At 66.1% G+C, this 16,286-nt stretch carries 13 protein-coding genes, 4 pseudogenes and 1 riboswitch; of the genes and pseudogenes, 5 read left to right on the forward strand and 12 right to left on the reverse strand.

Features of this window, described 5'->3' with window-relative positions; genetic code table 11:
• Positions 1-24: 24 nt before the first annotated feature.
• From AWB95_RS15925 to arsM, 10 genes and pseudogenes are all read right to left on the reverse strand, one after another.
• Positions 25-1,185 carry an alpha-hydroxy-acid oxidizing protein gene (locus AWB95_RS15925; protein ID WP_062538721.1) on the reverse strand — a complete coding sequence of 387 codons (1,161 nt, stop codon included), beginning with the start codon at positions 1,183-1,185 and terminating at the stop codon, positions 25-27.
• A gap of 23 nt (positions 1,186-1,208) precedes the next feature.
• Entirely contained in the window at positions 1,209-2,054 is an 846-nt protein-coding gene (locus tag AWB95_RS15930) for a siderophore-interacting protein (RefSeq protein WP_085168392.1), read from the reverse strand.
• Positions 2,055-2,062: 8 nt separating this feature from the next.
• Positions 2,063-3,205, reverse strand: coding sequence for a DNA-processing protein DprA (gene dprA / locus AWB95_RS15935; RefSeq protein WP_085168393.1), 1,143 nt, complete (start codon positions 3,203-3,205; stop codon positions 2,063-2,065).
• Positions 3,202-4,713: a YifB family Mg chelatase-like AAA ATPase gene (locus AWB95_RS15940; RefSeq protein WP_062539125.1), complete on the reverse strand. Its 1,512-nt coding sequence runs from the start codon at positions 4,711-4,713 to the stop codon at positions 3,202-3,204. Before AWB95_RS15940 ends, dprA begins: the two co-directional genes overlap by 4 nt.
• A pseudogene (locus tag AWB95_RS15945) lies at positions 4,713-4,940 on the reverse strand (YraN family protein); the annotation flags it as partial. The gene AWB95_RS15940 and the pseudogene AWB95_RS15945, both read right to left, overlap by 1 nt.
• 333 nt (positions 4,941-5,273) lie before the next feature.
• Positions 5,274-6,470, reverse strand: coding sequence for a hypothetical protein (locus AWB95_RS15950; RefSeq protein WP_232315568.1), 1,197 nt, complete (start codon positions 6,468-6,470; stop codon positions 5,274-5,276).
• 1,094 nt (positions 6,471-7,564) lie between these two features.
• Positions 7,565-7,897, reverse strand: coding sequence for a helix-turn-helix domain-containing protein (locus AWB95_RS15955; protein WP_062539127.1), 333 nt, complete (start codon positions 7,895-7,897; stop codon positions 7,565-7,567).
• Positions 7,894-8,979, reverse strand: coding sequence for a tyrosine-type recombinase/integrase (locus AWB95_RS15960; protein ID WP_062539150.1), 1,086 nt, complete (start codon positions 8,977-8,979; stop codon positions 7,894-7,896). The genes AWB95_RS15955 and AWB95_RS15960 overlap by 4 nt, the downstream gene beginning before the upstream one ends.
• 195 nt (positions 8,980-9,174) lie before the next feature.
• Positions 9,175-9,312 (reverse strand): annotated as a pseudogene (locus AWB95_RS23805) (YraN family protein); the annotation flags it as partial.
• Between the two features lie 77 nt (positions 9,313-9,389).
• Positions 9,390-10,181 (reverse strand): arsenite methyltransferase, encoded by a 792-nt coding sequence (arsM, locus tag AWB95_RS15970; RefSeq protein ID WP_062539129.1) that lies wholly within the window; start codon positions 10,179-10,181, stop codon positions 9,390-9,392.
• A gap of 88 nt (positions 10,182-10,269) precedes the next feature.
• On the opposite strand from arsM, the gene AWB95_RS15975 reads away from it, so the two are divergent.
• Positions 10,270-10,662 (forward strand): ArsR/SmtB family transcription factor, encoded by a 393-nt coding sequence (locus AWB95_RS15975; protein ID WP_062539151.1) that lies wholly within the window; start codon positions 10,270-10,272, stop codon positions 10,660-10,662.
• A 14-nt stretch (positions 10,663-10,676) separates the two neighbouring features.
• Here the strand turns inward: AWB95_RS15975 and arsB are convergent.
• Together arsB and AWB95_RS15990 are read right to left on the reverse strand one after the other, a co-directional pair.
• A pseudogene (gene arsB, locus AWB95_RS15985) lies at positions 10,677-12,181 on the reverse strand (ACR3 family arsenite efflux transporter).
• Positions 12,178-12,555, reverse strand: a complete 378-nt coding sequence (locus tag AWB95_RS15990) for an ArsR/SmtB family transcription factor (RefSeq protein ID WP_062539131.1) — start codon at positions 12,553-12,555, stop codon at positions 12,178-12,180. Before AWB95_RS15990 ends, arsB begins: the two are co-directional and overlap by 4 nt.
• 573 nt (positions 12,556-13,128) lie before the next feature.
• A riboswitch (Fluoride riboswitch) is annotated at positions 13,129-13,189 on the forward strand.
• Between the two features lie 245 nt (positions 13,190-13,434).
• On the opposite strand from AWB95_RS15990, the gene AWB95_RS15995 reads away from it, so the two are divergent.
• The 4 genes and pseudogenes from AWB95_RS15995 to AWB95_RS16010 form a co-directional block, all read left to right on the forward strand.
• Positions 13,435-13,734, forward strand: a complete 300-nt coding sequence (locus AWB95_RS15995) for a PE family protein (RefSeq protein ID WP_062539132.1) — start codon at positions 13,435-13,437, stop codon at positions 13,732-13,734.
• Between the two features lie 12 nt (positions 13,735-13,746).
• Positions 13,747-14,895 (forward strand): PPE family protein, encoded by a 1,149-nt coding sequence (locus tag AWB95_RS16000; RefSeq protein ID WP_062539133.1) that lies wholly within the window; start codon positions 13,747-13,749, stop codon positions 14,893-14,895.
• A gap of 49 nt (positions 14,896-14,944) precedes the next feature.
• Positions 14,945-16,096, forward strand: a complete 1,152-nt coding sequence (locus AWB95_RS23965; protein ID WP_084706991.1) for a PPE family protein — start codon at positions 14,945-14,947, stop codon at positions 16,094-16,096.
• 71 nt (positions 16,097-16,167) lie between these two features.
• Positions 16,168-16,286: pseudogene (locus tag AWB95_RS16010) on the forward strand (WXG100 family type VII secretion target); the annotation flags it as partial.

Consider the following 16,286-nt stretch of genomic DNA (forward strand, 5'->3'; position numbering starts at 1 on the left):
GGTGGCAGACGCGGCCGGCCGGGCTCAGCTGACGCGCCGCAGCGCGTCGCGATCCAGATCGCCCAGCGTCGGGTAGCCGTCGACGGCCATGATCAAGTCGGCTTCGGCGAGCAGCGTGCGCAGCACGTGCACGATCCCGTCGACCCCGCCGAGCGCCAGCCCGTAGGCATACGGGCGGCCGATGCCGACCGCCGTCGCACCCAGCGCCAGGGCCTTGACGACGTCCGCGCCGGTGCGGATCCCGGAGTCGAACAACACCGGCAGTCCGCCGGCGGCGTCGACGACCGCCGCCAGGCAGTCCAGCGCGGGCAGGCCGCCGTTGGCCTGCCGTCCGCCGTGGTTGGAGCAGTAGATGCCGTCGACGCCGCCGTCTTTGGCGCGACGAGCGTCGTCGGGGTGGCAGATGCCCTTGACGATCAGCGGCAGGCTGGTCAGCGAGCGCAGCCAGGGCAGGTCGTCCCAGGTGAGGGGATTGCCGAAAAGCTGCGCCCAGCGCAGCACCACCGCCCGCGGGTCGGCTTCCGGGGCCTGTTGCAGGCCGGCCCGGAACACCGGGTCACTGGTGTAGTTGGCGAGGCAATGTCCGCGCAGCTGCGGGAAGTTGGCAGTGGTCAGGTCGCGCGGTCGCCAGCCGGGCACCCAGGTGTCGAGCGTGACGATGATGCCCTGGTAGCCGGCCGCCTCCGCGCGGTGCACCAGGCTGGCCGCCAGCTCGCGGTCTTTGGGGGTGTACAGCTGGAAAAACCCTGGCGTGTCGCCGAATTCGGCGGCGACGTCTTCCAGCGGGTCGGCGGTCAACGTCGACACCACCATCGGTACACCGGTGCGGGCCGCCGCGCGGGCGGTGGCCAGGTCGCCGTGGCCGTCCTGGGCGCAGATGCCGATGACGCCGATGGGCGCCATGAACAGCGGCGCGGGCAGTGTGATCCCGAACAGCTCGACGGACAGGTCCCGGTTGTCAGCGCCGACGAACATCCGCGGTATCAGTCCCCAGCGCTCGAAGGCCTCGCAGTTGGCCCGCTGCGTGCGTTCGTCACCGGCCCCGCCGGCGACGTACGACCAGACCGACGGCGACATCGCGGCCCGCGCCTTGGCCTCCAATTCGGCGTACGCGATCGGCAGCGACGGCACCACGCCGGCCAGGCCCTGCAGGTAAATCTCGAACTGGTAATCGCCGAATGCCATGCGCTGAGAATGCCAGGCCGCGCTCAGTCGCCCGCCTCAGCCTCGGCCAGTTCCTTTTTCCACTGGCGAAATGTCTCCTCGGTGCGGCCGCGGCGCCAGTACCCGGAGATCGATGCCCATTTGGCGTCGACCTCGCGCTCTTTGCGGATGTAGGGCCGAAGGTTGTGCATCACGGTCTGGGCTTCGCCGTGGACGAAGGCATGCACCTGCCCGGGTAGCCACTGCGTGGTCGTGACCGCCTCGATCAACGGGGCATGGTCGCCGGCGCGATCCTCCGGAACCAGATCGGCACGCCCGCCACGGTAGATCCAATTGATCTGCACACCTTTCGGAGCGGTCAACGCGATCTGGTCCTCAGGATCGGCCACCTCGATGAACGCCTTACCGATTGCGTTGGCGGGCAAGGCTTCCAGGGCCACGCTGATCGCCGGCAGCGCGGTTTCGTCGCCTGCGAACAGATGCCAGTCGGCCGCCGGGTCCGGGGCGTAGGCCCCGCCGGGCCCCATCAGATACGCCGGCTGACCGGGCTCGGCCGCCACGGCCCACAGCCCGGCCGCCCCGTGCTCGCCGTGCACCACGATGTCGATCGCGATCTGCCGGTTGGCCGGGTCGACGCGGCGCACGGTCATCGTGCGGATGACGGGCTGTCGTTCGTCGGGCAGTTCGGCGAAGCTGTCCAGCGTCAGCGGCTGCGGCAAGCCGGCCACGTCGACGTCGTCGGCGACGAACATTAGTTTCACGTAGGAGTCGGTGAACTCGCTGGGCCTGAACGTGTCGAAGCCACTGCCGCCGAGCACGACTCGGACCATGTGCGGCGTGAGTTCTTCGGTGCGCACGACTTCGAAGGTGTGTACTGGTCGACCGGCCACACGAGAGACTATACGGACACCTCCTTTCGTCGCCGGACAATGCGCCAGCCGCCGTCATGCCGCTCCGCCAGCCCCGCCATCTCCAGCATTGCCAGCGGGCCGAGCACCCGTGGCGGGGGCAGGCCGGCGGTGACGGCGATCTGGTCGACGGTCGCGATGCCGCGGCCCGGCAGTGCTTCGTACACCTGCCGCTCGCCATCGCCAAGCCCGTCGAGCGCTGTGGCCGGCCGGGGCTGCTCGGTCGCCAGCTCGCCGATGCGGCCGACGAGTTCGACGACGTCCGCGGCCCGGGTGATGACCTCCGCGCCGTTTCGCAACAGGACATGGCAACCCGCCGACGCCGACGACGTCACCGGCCCGGGCACCGCGCCCACCACCCGGCCCAGCGCCCGGGCCCAGGCCGCGGTGTTGGCCGCGCCGCTGCGCAGCCCGGCCTCCACCACCACGGCCGCGCCGGCGAATGCGGCCACCAGACGATTGCGGGTCAAAAACCGGTACCGCGCCGGTCGCACGCCCGGCGGGTATTCGGTGACCAGCAGCCCCTGCCCGGCGATGCGGTGCAACAGCGCGGAATGCCCTGCGGGATAGGGAATGTCGATGCCACCGGCGAGAACTGCGATGGTGATGCCGTCCGCGGCGAGCGCGGCCCGGTGGGCCGCGCCGTCGATCCCGTAGGCCCCGCCGGAGACCACCGTGACGTCACGCTCGGCCAGCCCGGTCGCCAGGTCCGCCGTGACGAACTCGCCGTATGTGGTGCACGCCCGGGTTCCGACGAGGACGGCGGCGCGCTGCGTGATCTCGTCGAGCCGCTCCGCGCCCAGCACCCACAACGCCATCGGCGGGCCGCCCCGCGGTTTGGTAGCCATCGCCGGGCTGGCGAAGGCGGTGAATGCCAGCAGCGGCCACTCGTCGTCCTCCGGCGTGATCAGTCGCCCGCCGCGACGGAAGAGCAACTCGAGATCCTCTGCAGCCTGGTCGATTCCGCGCCTCGCTTCGGTGTCCCGGGCCAACGTGTCGTCGACCTGCCCGCGCCGGACCCGTTCGGCAGCCTCCACCGGACCGACGAGGTCCACCAACGCGGCCAGTTCCGGGCACGGCGGTTCGGCCACCCGCGACAGGTAGGCCCATGCCCGCAGCGTCGGATCGCTCATCGCGACGCTCCCGCTTGCCGGAAGCTCAACGCGGCGGCAACCTCGTCAAGCCCCGGCGAGGTACGGCCCGCCAAGTCGGCCAATGTCCAAGCGACTCTTAATGTTCGGTCCATGCCGCGGATGCTGAGCAGTCCGCGGTCCAGCGCGGCGCGAAGCGGCTCCATGACGGCGTTGCCGAGCCGGAATTTTCGCCGCAGCAGCGGCCCGCTGACTTCGGCGTTGGTGTGAAAACCGTGTGCGCGCCAGCGTTCGGCGGCGGCCGCGCGAGCTGCGGCCACCCTTGCGCGCACCTGGGCCGTCGACTCGGTCTCGGTGGTCACGAAGGCTTCCCTACGCACCGAATGCATTTCGACGCGCACGTCGACGCGGTCCAGCAGCGGACCGGACAGTCGTCCCAGATAGCGGCGTTTGACCGCGGCTGCGCAGATGCAGTCGCGGGGGTCGGTCGGCGCGCACGGACACGGGTTAGCGGCCAGCACCAGTTGGAATCGGGCCGGGTAGCACGCCACACCGTCGCGGCGGGCAAGGCGAATCTGCCCGTCCTCCAGCGGTGTTCGCAGTGCCTCCAGCGCGCTGACGCCGATTTCGGCGCACTCATCGAGGAACAGCACGCCGCGATGCGCCCGGCTGACGGCGCCGGGCCGGGCCAGTCCCGACCCGCCGCCGACCAGTGCGGCGACGCTGGAGCTGTGATGCGGCGCGACGAACGGCGGCCTGGTGATCAGCGGCGTGGCGTCCGAGAGCAGGCCGGCGACCGAGTGGATCGCGGTGACCTCCAGCGACTCGCTGTCCGACAGCGGCGGAAGCAGGCCCGGAAGACGTTGGGCCAGCATCGTTTTGCCCACTCCGGGTGGCCCGGTCAGCATGAGGTGGTGCGCGCCGGCGGCAGCGACTTCGACGGCGAACCGCGCCTGCGCCTGTCCGACGACGTCGGCCAGATCCGCCGTCGGCTCCGGTGCGGTGACCGCCCCGCTGATGCGACCGGTCAGCTGCGCCGAGCCACTGAGCCAGGCCTTCAGCTGGCCCAGCGTCTGTAAGCCCAAGACCTCGACGTCGTCGACCAGGCTGGCTTCGGCCAGGTTCTCGAGCGGCACCACCACGGTCTGCCAGCCGTCGTTCTTGGCCGCCAGTACGGCCGGCAGCACGCCGCGCACCGGCCGGACCCGGCCGTCCAGTGCCAATTCACCCAGCAGCACCACCGATTCCAGCCGCCGCCACGGTGTCCTACGCTGCGCGGAGAGCACCGCCGCGGCCAAGGCGATGTCGTAAACGGAGCCCATTTTCGGCAGCGTGGCCGGTGAGAGCGCCAGCGTGAGCCGGGCCTGCGGCCACTGGTTGCCGCAGTTGGTGACCGCCGCCCGCACCCGGTCGCGGGACTCCTGCAGCGCGGCGTCGGGCAGCCCGACCAGGTGCACACCTGGCAGGCCCGAGGTGATGTCGGCTTCGATCTCCACAATCTCGCCGTCCAACCCACGCACCGCCACCGAGAATGCGCGTCCCAGCGCCATCAGCCGACTCCCTGCAGATGAGTGATTTCCGGGGTGCGGCGTCGGCCGATCCGCACGCCGACCACATCGATCCGGATGGCCGCCCACCGTTGGTCCTGGCCGGCCAGCCACAGGCCGGCCAGCCGACGCAGGCGTCGCACCTTCTGCTCGTTGACCGCGTAGGCCAGCCCGCCGAAGCCGTCCCCGGTGCGCGTCTTGACCTCGACGAAAACCACAGTGCGCGTAGAGGGCACTGGTGGAAGGCACGTATTCGAAGTGTGCGCTATTCGTCGCGTCAACATCTGAGTCACTCATCGCGTGTTATGTCGGGAAGTCGTATTCATAGCTAGCGATTGCGGTGACTTCGGCGCGGATCCCGCTCTCGACGCTGCTAATGGTGTGTGCGTGGCTGATTGCTGAAATCCGAAAGGTGTTCAGATTCGTTTCGGCGTCGTGAATCTGTCGATCAAGTAGTCGAGTTACTGTGGCCAGCGCCGATTGGAGTGCCGCAACTGCGTCGTGACCAGTCTTGACCGATACGGCATGAAAGGTGCCATGAGGCAATGTCGTTCTCCTGTTCATCAGCTTGCTCCGGGTTGGGCTGTGGATTGGTATGCCTCGAGGTAGGCGGCCCAGCTGCTTTGGGCGTACTGCGCCCACTGGTAGGCCGTTGTCGGGTGTATGCCGAAGAGTTCTGCCACCACTGGTGGTGGAAGTGTGGCGGCGTTGGTGATCATGGCGGTGTTGCGTGCGTGGATGACCGGCAGTCCGTGGTTGGTCAGCCGTTGCTGCAGGGAGCGTGGATTTACCGGTCTGCTCGGCGGCCGGCCTGCCAGTAGGTAGGCGGGATTGTCTCCAGATACGTTGTGCAGCAGCGTGTTTACCGGCCCTCGTGCGATGAGCTGTTCAATAAGACGGGCCAGGGTTGGTGGTAGCAGGACCGGGTGGCGCCCGATCGTGAGATACGAGCCGTCATCGTCAGTGTGGTATCGGTCGGTGGTCAGTTCGGCGATGCGCACCAGGGGTGGGGCGTAGAGCCTGACCAAGGCTCCGACCACACGAACATCGAGTGGCAGCGTGTCATCGGTGAGGCATCGCTTGAGTTGCTGCTCGAGTTCGTCGTCGGAGAGCAGGCGCGACGGGCGCTGGGATCGGCGTTGGGGAACGACGAGCTCTGCTTGTGTCAGGCGCTGCTTTTCCAGCCAGCCGATGAATGCGGCCAGGTATTTGTGTTTGGTGGGATGGGCGTCCAACCAGCGGTCCAGGTGAAGTTGGGTGACGGAGCCCAGCGGGACTTCCTGGTCATCAAGCCAGGTCAAAAATGTGATGGTGGTGCTGATCTTTTGGCGGTCGTTGGCTGCTGAGCCGATGGTGTAGCGGCGTCGCGCGGCGCGTTTTCGTGCGTCACGGATGATGCGCCATTCGGCGAACGGTCGGACGACACGAGATTGATGTGCTGGAAGGTCTTGGATTTTGCGGCTCGCCCAGATCTGCAGTTGCGCGAATTCTTCTTGGCGCGATGTGAGGATCCCAGTGGTGACCAACAATTGGCGGATATAGCGGGTGGCGTTGTCCTGGTCGAGTTCATCGAGGAGCTCATGGGAGATCGCGCGGCGCTCAGCGACGAGCTGCGCGAGCAGTCGGGCAGACGAACTTGCTTGCAGCCAGGTCTGCACCGATTCGGGATTGGCCGCCGAAAGAGCATCGGCCAACGGCTGCAGCTGCGGCACCACCGTACCGTCGTCGCAGCTGAGGAGGTCATTGACGCGGCCGGTCATTACGCAGCGCGTGCACTTCCCGTCGGCGTAGTTCAGGCCCTCGATCCCGCATGTCCTGCAGGAAAAGTCGAGGTCCACCCCAGAGCACGCGGCGCAGATGTCCTGGCCATCCGGGTTGCGGCCAACCATCACCGCGGTGCGCTGACAGTTAGCGCACGGTTGCGGGTGCAGGCGTCGACGGTGATAGCAGTCCCGGCATACGGTCCCTAATGGCCATGTGGCGCAAGCAATCCCTGGTTTTTCGCAGCTGTGGCAGTGCCGTGGGTGGTGCGGCCAGCAGGTAACGCAGTGAAACGGCCCTCCGCGATATTTACCGCCGGCGCGGGTTCGCCGGCAGACCACACACTCGCCGATGTTGCGGTAGCAGCGCATGCAGGTATCGGGGTGCGTGTCGGTGGCGCGAGCCTGGATTGGCGCGATCTGCCCGCATACACCACATTTCCGTGCTGGTGATCGGTAGCAGCTCCGACAGATCGGGCCGTCTGCGCTCTGGGCGTGGACCCGGCGCACATTGCCGCAGCGGCAACACGATTGTGGGGGCGCCAGGCTGCATCCTTGGCAGAGCACAGTGCCGTCGTCGCGGCGAACATTGGGCGGGCGTTTCCGTCCGCAGTCGGCGCATACCTGAAGGAACTGGGGGTCTTTGTTGTAGCAGCGACGACAAACCGGGCCGTCTGCACGACGAGCGATGATGTATCCGTGTTCGCCGCAGCGTGCGCAGGGCCGCAGTTCGGTGCGGATCACACACCAGGGACAGCAGCGCCCCTCGGGGCTGTTTCGCCGCAGCGCCAGATCGGTGCGACCGCATTTCGCGCATCCCAGTAGCCTGACCGCATCCGCGTACCCGGCCGCGGCAAGCAACACCAGCAGGCGGGGAAAGGCTGCCGGGCACTGATGAGTGGGCGCGGTGAAGGCGCCCGGATTCTCGCCGAGATATTCGTGGAGGTGCCGGGCGTTGGCCGTGGACCACGCCTTAGCTTCCGCTAGCAGCTGTTGGGCTCGTTCACGGGTGATCGCCGGTCCGATCGCGGTGATCACCGAGGACACCAGCGCCTCGCGCACCTGCGCGATCGGCGCCGTCGAGCGTGGCCGTGTCATGACTTGCCAGGCCGTCGTACGACTGTTTTTCTGGGGGTGACCGCCGGCGCACCCACTGTCCCCCCTGCGCCGGCGGTCTTGCGGACGGGCTTGTTGACGACCTCGAGGACGATGAGGTCATTGGGTGTGCATCCGAGGATGTCGCACAACGCCACCAACGTGTCCATGCTCAAGCGCTGAGGAGGCTGAGTCACCAATCGAAAAACCTGCTCGCGTGAGAGCGTGATCCCGCGCTCCACCAGGTGCGGAATCAGATCAGTGGTCTTGAACATCTGCTGATCGGCCATCAAGTCACGCAGCCGCCAGCGATAACCCATCTTCTTGATCATGTCGGTGCTCCATCCCAGTGCTCGCCGAGGCGGCCCATCAGCGAGGCCTTCAGCAGTTTGTTGCGGTATTCATTAGAGACATGGGTGTAGATCGACGTCGTCGACGCGTGCGCATGACCTACCTGTTCCTGGACAAACCTTGCGGGATAACCGAATTCGGTCCAGTGAGTTACTGCAGAGTGGCGAAGGCAATGCAGATTCAGTGAACGGTCCAGTCCCGCGTCGTCACGAGCGTCCACAAACGCTTCGTTGATCGATCGCGGAGATAACCGGCCCCCGCGCTCGGTCACCCACAGCGCCGGATGACGATCCGGCGGTGAAAACCGTGGACGGATCTCGGTGATCCACTGATCCAATGTCTCGACCACCCAGTCCATCTCGGGGACGAGCAGCACAGTGCGCCGCTTAGGCGGTGCCCCCTTCGGGGCCTTGCCGTAGCGGACCATCACCGCCCCGAAGCCACCGAACTGTGGTGCTTGGCTGTTACGGCGCAGATCGACCAAATCCAGCCGAGATGCCTCGGTTCGCCGAAGGCCAAAGGCGTAGATAGTTTTCAAAACCGCGGCATCCCGTGCGGCTCCCAACGCGCCCTTCACACCGCGGTCCCGAATCGTGCCTGAGCGGGCATCGGCCGCGTCAAAGAGCGCTTGGATCTCGTCATAGCTAAGCGGGCGACGCCGGGGATCACCCTCGTAGTCCAGCTTGTGCTGAATCGAATTGCCTTCATGAAAGATCGCCTGCGGGACATCGCCGAACTGATCGGCACACACGCCGGCCCACTCGTAGCGGGGATCCAGTAAGTACTCCATAAACAGGCTGATATCGATCTCGTAAGACCTCGCCGTCGACACCGCCTCCACAGTCGTCGACCGCAAGTGATCGATGAACGCCTCGCCGTCGGCCGGCGCCCATTGCCACGGATACAGCCCGCTGAACGCTTCCAGCCGGCGAATCAACCGCAGCCTGGCGCCGATCGTGCCCGCTCGCAGGAAACGCGCTGACTGCTGGCGGCGCCAGCCCTCCAACATCGCCTCGAACACCGCCGCAGCAGGATCGAGGTGAACCACATTCTGCGCCAACACCAGATGCGCCGAACCAGGCGCCGATAACGTCACCGCTCTGTTGTATCAGATGCAATGACGATGCGTTGGAAGTGACATGGCTGATCACGGCTCCAACGCTCCGATCCCGGAATCCGCGGCGGGTCTCCACCACCTGGCACTACGCTGATCCCGCGACAGTCCGAAATGTTGCATCCAATGCAATTCCGCGCATTTCTCGACGGCGATGACGTCGAGCTCGCCGTACCGGCAGCGCCAGTTGCGGGCCATGACCTGCAATCCGCGCCCGGTCAGGTGGTCGACGGCCAGCCGCTCACCGAGCGCTCCGAGTTCGGCCCGCGTCAACATCGTCATGCCGCCACCCTGCGCGATCGCGCCGACACAACGGGGCGAACGCGGCGCCTCAGCGGCCGGTTATCCCCAGTTGCGCATCAGTCCACAGGGCTCGCGCCCGGCTTGGCGGCGCGGATGATTGCGGCGTGCATCCCGTGGGCCACTCGGTGTGTGAATGTGACTGTGGCGTCTGTGAATCCGGCTGCGGTCAGCCCGTCGAGGTACTCCTGCCTGGACAGCGCCCCGGCGATGCAGCCCACGTAGGAGCCGCGTTCAGCGCGCTCTGCCGAATCGAGGTGGCCTTCGGCGACGACGTCGGAAATCCCGATCCGGCCACCGGGAACCAGAACGCGGAACATCTCGGCAAGCACGGCGGGTTTGTCGACCGACAGGTTGATCACGCAGTTGGAGATGACGACGTCCACGGCGCCATCGGGCAATGGGATGTCCTCGATTGTGCCCTTGCGGAATTCGACGTTGGCGGCGCCCGCTTTGACCTTGTTCGCTTCGGCGAGGGCGAGCATCTCGTCGGTCATGTCCACGCCGTAGGCGAACCCGCTCGGGCCGACCCGGCGCGCGGACAGCAGCACGTCGATGCCGCCGCCGGAGCCCAGGTCCAACACACGTTCGCCCTCGCGCAGCTCGGCGACCGCGGTGGGATTGCCGCAGCCGAAGCTGGCCGCGACGGCCTCGGGAGGCAACTCGGCTTGCTCGTCGCCGCCGTAAAGCGAGGCACCAAAGGCCTCGTCCAGGTTCGTCGGCTCGCCCGATCCACAGCAGCTCTCGGCCGCCAGCAGGTCGCGGTTGGTGCCACCGCCGGTCACTGCGGTGGCGGCTTCGGCGTAGCGGGAACGAACCTGCTCGCGCAGCTCGGTGTCTCTGTTTGTCATTCGGTACCCCTCACATCGATAGTTATCTATGTGACGGAAGCGTGGCCCACCCATCGATGTTTGTCAATACGTATGGAAGAATCGAGGCATGCCGCGCGCCGCTGCTCCACCGTCCGCTGGTTCATTGCTGGTCGCCGACTTATCGACCTGCTGCCGACCGATCACCGGGGCCGTTCTCGATGGCGCGGTCGCAGAACGGCTGGCAGCAGTGCTCAAAGCACTGGGCGAGCCGACGCGGCTTCGACTGGTGTCGTTGATCGCCGCGTGTGACGGCGCCGAGGCATGTGTGTGCGATCTGACCGGCCCCGTTGGCCTCTCCCAGCCCACGGTGTCGCACCATCTGAAGGTCCTCGTGGACGCCGGACTGATCGAGCGCGAGCAGCGTGGCAAATGGGCGTACTACCGTCTGGTGCCGGCTGTCCTCGATGCGCTGGCCGGCATGCTGACTGGCCGTGGGCGTCGACGCGAGCTCAATACCTGACGCCTTGCGGAGCGTTATGGGGTGTTGCCGGCAGGCAGCAGTTCAGTGATCAGGGCGTGGACGCGGCCGGCGATCTCATCGCGGATACCGCGGACAGTTTCGAGGGATTGGCCGGCAGGGTCGGGCAGTTTCCAGTCGCGGTAGGTGACTCCGGGGAAGTAGGGGCAGGCGTCACCGCAGCCCATGGTGATCACGACGTCGCTGGCCCGCACCTGTTCGCCGGTGAGCACTTTCAGCGACGCGGTGGTGATGTCGATGCCCAGTTCGGCCATCGCGGTCACAGCGACCGGGTTGATCTGGTCGGCGGGTTCGGTGCCGGCGGAGCGGACCTCGATGCGGCCATCGGAAAGGTGAGTTAGCAGCGCGGCCGCCATTTGGGACCGTCCCGCGTTATGGACGCAAACGAACAGAACACGCGGCTTGTCGGCCATCAGCGCGTACTCGCCGGCTCAGAATGGAACAGCCTGGTGCGCAGCGCCAGCGAGACGTAGACCAGCGCAACCAGCACCGGCACTTCGATCAGGGGTCCGACGACTCCGGCCAGGGCTTGCCCCGAGGTGGCCCCGAACGTGGCGATGGCTACCGCGATCGCCAGTTCGAAGTTGTTGCCGGCGGCGGTGAATGCCAGGGTCGTGGTGCGCGCATAGCCAAGCCGCAGGGCGGCGCCGATCAGGTAGCCGCCGCTCCACATGATCGCGAAGTAGGCCAATAGCGGCAGCGCGATGCGCGCGACATCCAGTGGCCGGTTGGTGATCTGATCCCCTTGCAGCGCAAAGAGAATCACGATGGTGAACAGCAGGCCATACAACGCCCACGGCCCCACCCGCGGCAAGAACTGGGACTCATACCAGTTGCGACCCTTGGTCTTCTCCCCGAGTCGCCGCGACAGATACCCGGCAAGCAGCGGAATGCCGAGGAAGATCAGCACCGACTTGGCGATCTGCCACGGCGAGGTGGAGATCGTTGTCTGGTCCAGGCCGAGCCAGCCCGGCAGCACCGACAAGTAGAACCACCCCAGCACCGCGAACATCGCAACCTGGAAGATCGAGTTCAGCGCGACCAGCACCGCGGCGGCCTCGCGGTCACCGCAGGCCAGGTCATTCCAGATGATGACCATCGCGATGCAGCGGGCCAAACCGACGATGATCAATCCGGTGCGATACTCGGCCAGATCCGGCAGCAGCAGCCACGCTAGGGCGAACATCAACGCGGGGCCGGCCAGCCAGTTCAACAGCAGGGAACTGATCAGCAGCTTGCGATCGCCGGTGACTGTGTCCAGACGGTCATAGCGGACCTTGGCCAGCACCGGATACATCATGATCAGCAATCCCAGGGCGATCGGCAGTGAAATACCGTCGATCTGAACGCTTTCCAGAGCGGTGTTGAGTCCAGGAATCCAACGACCGAGTACCAGACCGGCCGCCATGGCCAGGCCGATCCACACCGGTAAGAAACGATCGAGGGTGGGAAGCTTGCCCACCACCGCTGGCACGGTGTCAACCGCGACGGTGTCGGTCATGCCGGCGCCCCCACGGGCGCGGGATCGGCGTTGACGCTGAGTAGCGTCGACAATGCGGTGAGCGCCTCGGGTACCACGGCGTAGTACACCCACGAGCCGCGGCGCTGACAGGTCAGCAGTCCCGCGACGCGCAGCACCTTCAGATGATGCGAAATCGTCGGTTGAGACACGTCGACCCCCGCGGAGATGTCACAAACGCAGGCCTCGCCGCCGGCATGACTGGCCACCGAACTCAGCAACCGCAATCGCACTGGATCTGCCAGAGCCTTAAACCGTGCCGCCATTTCGGCCGCATCGTGTGAACCCAACGGTTCACGCACCAGCGGCGCAACCTCGCAGCATGGTCCAGCCGCAGAGAAAGCTTGATTCGACATACATCGATATTGACAGATATAGAATCCAGCCGCAAGCTGCGCGGCAGGCCAGGATCCATTGAGCCGGTGCGCTTTCAGCGCCGGTTGATCGGCGACGCGTCGCGGCAATGCGACGATTGGCCCTATCGTCGGTGGGCCGGCGCCACGGCGGAGCGTCGGCGGACGAGCAGGATCAGCGGGAATGCGGCGAGTTGGGCGACCGCCGAGACTACGACGCCCCCGAGGGACACACCAAACAGCGCACCGAGGGCAGTGCTGCCGGCGAACCAGGCAGATTGCGGATCGCGATCTGCCAATTGCCAGCGAGAGCCAGCAACGATGCGACCGACATCTGCAATTTGCAGCCGCCGATCGTGATCGGCCAGTACAGTCCGGGGCGAAATGGGTCGCAGCGGCGAACTCACCCCGGCTCCTGCTGTGCTCTATTAGACATGCACATTATTAATTCCCAGTAGATCTCTAGGGACTGTCGGCGACATCGCGGTTGCGGCGAGCGCCACCGCCGTTCTCCAGTTATTCGCTACGAATCGATCCCGACAACCGATTGCCAGCCGCGACGGCTGAAGTGTAACGTCGGCCTCAGGCGATGAAGCTCGCCTTAACCGCCGAACCGGCTGATGGCTTCTACCCGTGACTGAGTCAGGGTAAAGGCAGGTGCCGGATGGTGGCGAACCCGAATCGCTTCGTATTCTCGCTCCCTCACGCAATTTCCGATGCCTACGCGCGCGCAGACCAGGGGCGCAACGTATTCCGGCTGTCGATTAACCGACGCACGCCGAAGCACTGCAAAACTCGCCGAAAGCGCTGCCGCTACGGCATTCTCGCCTGATTACGGCGTTGTCCACAGTTTCATCTCACGCTGCAAAGAAAGGGAAATCCATGTCATTCGTCACAGCACAGCCGGAAGCACTGACGGCAGCAGCAGGCAGCTTGGCGGGTATCGGCTCAGCGATGAGCGCCGAAAACGGGGCCGCGGCCGCTCCCACCACCGGAGTGATACCCGCAGCCGCCGACGAGGTATCGGCGTTGACTGCGGCGCAGTTCGCCGCACAAGGCCAGTTGTATCAAGCGGTCAGCGCCCAAGCCGCAGCCATCCACGAGATGTTCGTCAGCGCTCTCGGTACCAGCGCCAGCTCTTACGCGGCCACCGAGGCGGCCAACGCCATCGCGACCGGCTGAGACGGAGGGTCTATGCTGGATTTCGGAGTCTTACCACCTGAGATCAACTCAGCCAGAATGTATTCCGGTCCCGGGCCTGGTCCGATGATGGCGGCCGCGGCGGCCTGGAACGTACTTGCTGCCCAGCTGTCGGCCAGCGCGGCGGCATACGGATCGGTTGTCTCCGAGCTGACCGGCGCGGGGTGGTCTGGACCGGCGTCATTGTCGATGGCCGCAGCCGCCGCACCGTATGTGGCGTGGTTGCACAGCACCGCTGCGCAGGCCGAGCAGACCGGCGCCCAAGCCATGGCGGCGGCTGCGGCCTATGAGCTTGCGTTCGCAATGACAGTCCCGCCACCGGTGATCGCCGCTAACCGCAGTCTGTTGATGACTTTGGTGGCGACGAATTTCTTCGGGCAGAACGCGCCGGCGATCGCGGCCACCGAGGCGCACTACGCCGAGATGTGGCTTCAAGACGCGGCCGCCATGTACGGATATGCCGGATCCTCAGCTGCCGCAAGTCAATTGACTCCATTCACGCCGCCGCAGCCCACCACCGATCCGGCCGGGCTGGCCGCCCAATCGGGAGCGGTCGCTCATGCGCTGGGTAATGCCGCCGCGACCCAGTCGACGACGGTGCCACAGTTGCTGTCCACGATGGCCGCCCCGCTGCAAGCGCCCGCCCCGCCCGCGGTTATTTCCCCGCTGTTCCTTGTGGGCACGGTGGAGCGCATCCCCAACGTGATCAACACTGCACTGTCCTTCACAAACGCCGCAAACACGGCACGCGGCATTTCCATCCTCAACGCGCGCCTGGCATTCCAAGAAGCTCAGGACGCGGAAAGGTCTGCCGCAGCCGGTGGCCGCCTCGTCTCGAGCAGTCCAGTGCGGCTTAGCGGGATGGCGGCGCCCGCAGTGTCGGCGGGAATGGGCCGAGCCACCACGGTGGGATCCTTGTCGGCACCGCCCGGCTGGGCTACGGCAGCACCGGAGATCCGAACGGTCGCATTGGCATTGCCGGAGTCCGGCGCTGCTGCTGCCCCGGCAGCGGCCACCGGCATGCCGCCTCTTCCGGGGAGTGCATTCAGCCAGTCGGTGCTGGGCATGCTTTCTCCGCATGGCTTTGACGGTCAGCGCGCAAAGAGCAAACCCGTAATTGTGCGCTCACCGGCCGCCGGATAGCAGAAACGACCACCTACTTAGAAGCTTGACTCTAGAAAGGATTTCAGACATGGACTTCGGAGCGCTTCCCCCGGAAATCAACTCGGCCAGAATATATTCCGGTCCTGGCTCAGGCTCTATGCTGGCCGCCGCCGCGGCGTGGGGCCAGCTCGGCCATGAACTGAACGCTTCCGCCGGCGCCTACGAGTCAGTGATCGCCGGGCTGACCGCATCCGGATGGCAGGGCCCGTCCTCGATGATGATGGCGAATGCGATCGCTCCCTACGTAGCATGGATGCGCAGCACCGCTGCTCAGGCTGAGCAGACCTCTCTACAAGCCCAGGCCGCTGCGGGTGCCTACCAGTCGGCGTTCGCGATGACAGTTCCGCCTCCGCTGATCGCGGCCAACCGCATGCGCCTGACGTCGCTGATCTCCAGTAATTTCTTTGGCCAGAACAGCCCGGCGATCGCAGCTACCGAAGCGCATTACGACCAGATGTGGGCCCAGGATGCCGCGGCGATGTACAGCTATGCCGCGTCGTCGTCCACCGCGTCGAAGCTGACACCGTTCGCCGACCCACCGCGCACCACCGACCCGGCCGGAGTGGTCGCACAGACTGCTGCCGCTGCACAATCAGCGGCCAGTCCGACGCAGACCGCCACGCCGCAGTTGCTTGCACAACTACCCATGGCGATGCAGCATCTCGCCGCGCCGGCGCAGGCCCCTGCGCCACCCGCCCTGCCGACGCCAACAGACCTGCTGCTACAGATCCCGTCCATCACGAGCGCGACAGCATCGATCTCGAGTTCGTCGTTCTCGGGAGCGTCTATCGCAACAACGAACCGCGCCATTGCCATCAACGCAATGCGCGACGAAGCCCAAGGAATCGGACCGTTCTTGGCGGGATCGACTGGGCCACTGGCTCCGTCCGGTTCCGCGGGTGTCGGCGGGCCGGTAGTTTCGGCCGGGATGGGTCGCGCCAGTTTGGTCGGCACCCTCTCAGTGCCGCAGACCTGGGCGGCGACTGCCACGCTGCCCACTAGCTCGGCGACCGTATTGCCGGCCGCCAATACCGCAGCCGCGCCAGCGGTTTCGACGACTATGTCACCCGGCATGTTCGGCGAAGCCCTACTCGGCGCGTTGGCCGGGCGGGGCGTCAGCAACGTTGCCGCGAAGCTGCGCACCAACAGCGTGGTACCGCGTTCTCCGGCGGCGGGCTGACAGGAAGGAGGCAGCCGTTAGCTGCACCGCGACAACACAAATCCAACGATCACGAGCACAAGGAGGATTCCATGACTGCCCGGTTTATGACCGATCCGCACGCCATGCGGGATATGGCGGGCCGTTTTGACGTGCACGCCCAAACCGTCGAAGACGAAGCCCGCAAGATGTGGGCGTCCTCGCAGAACAT

Origin of the sequence: Mycobacterium celatum (assembly GCF_002101595.1) — a bacterium.
Taxonomy (GTDB): Bacteria; Actinomycetota; Actinomycetes; order Mycobacteriales; family Mycobacteriaceae; genus Mycobacterium; species Mycobacterium celatum.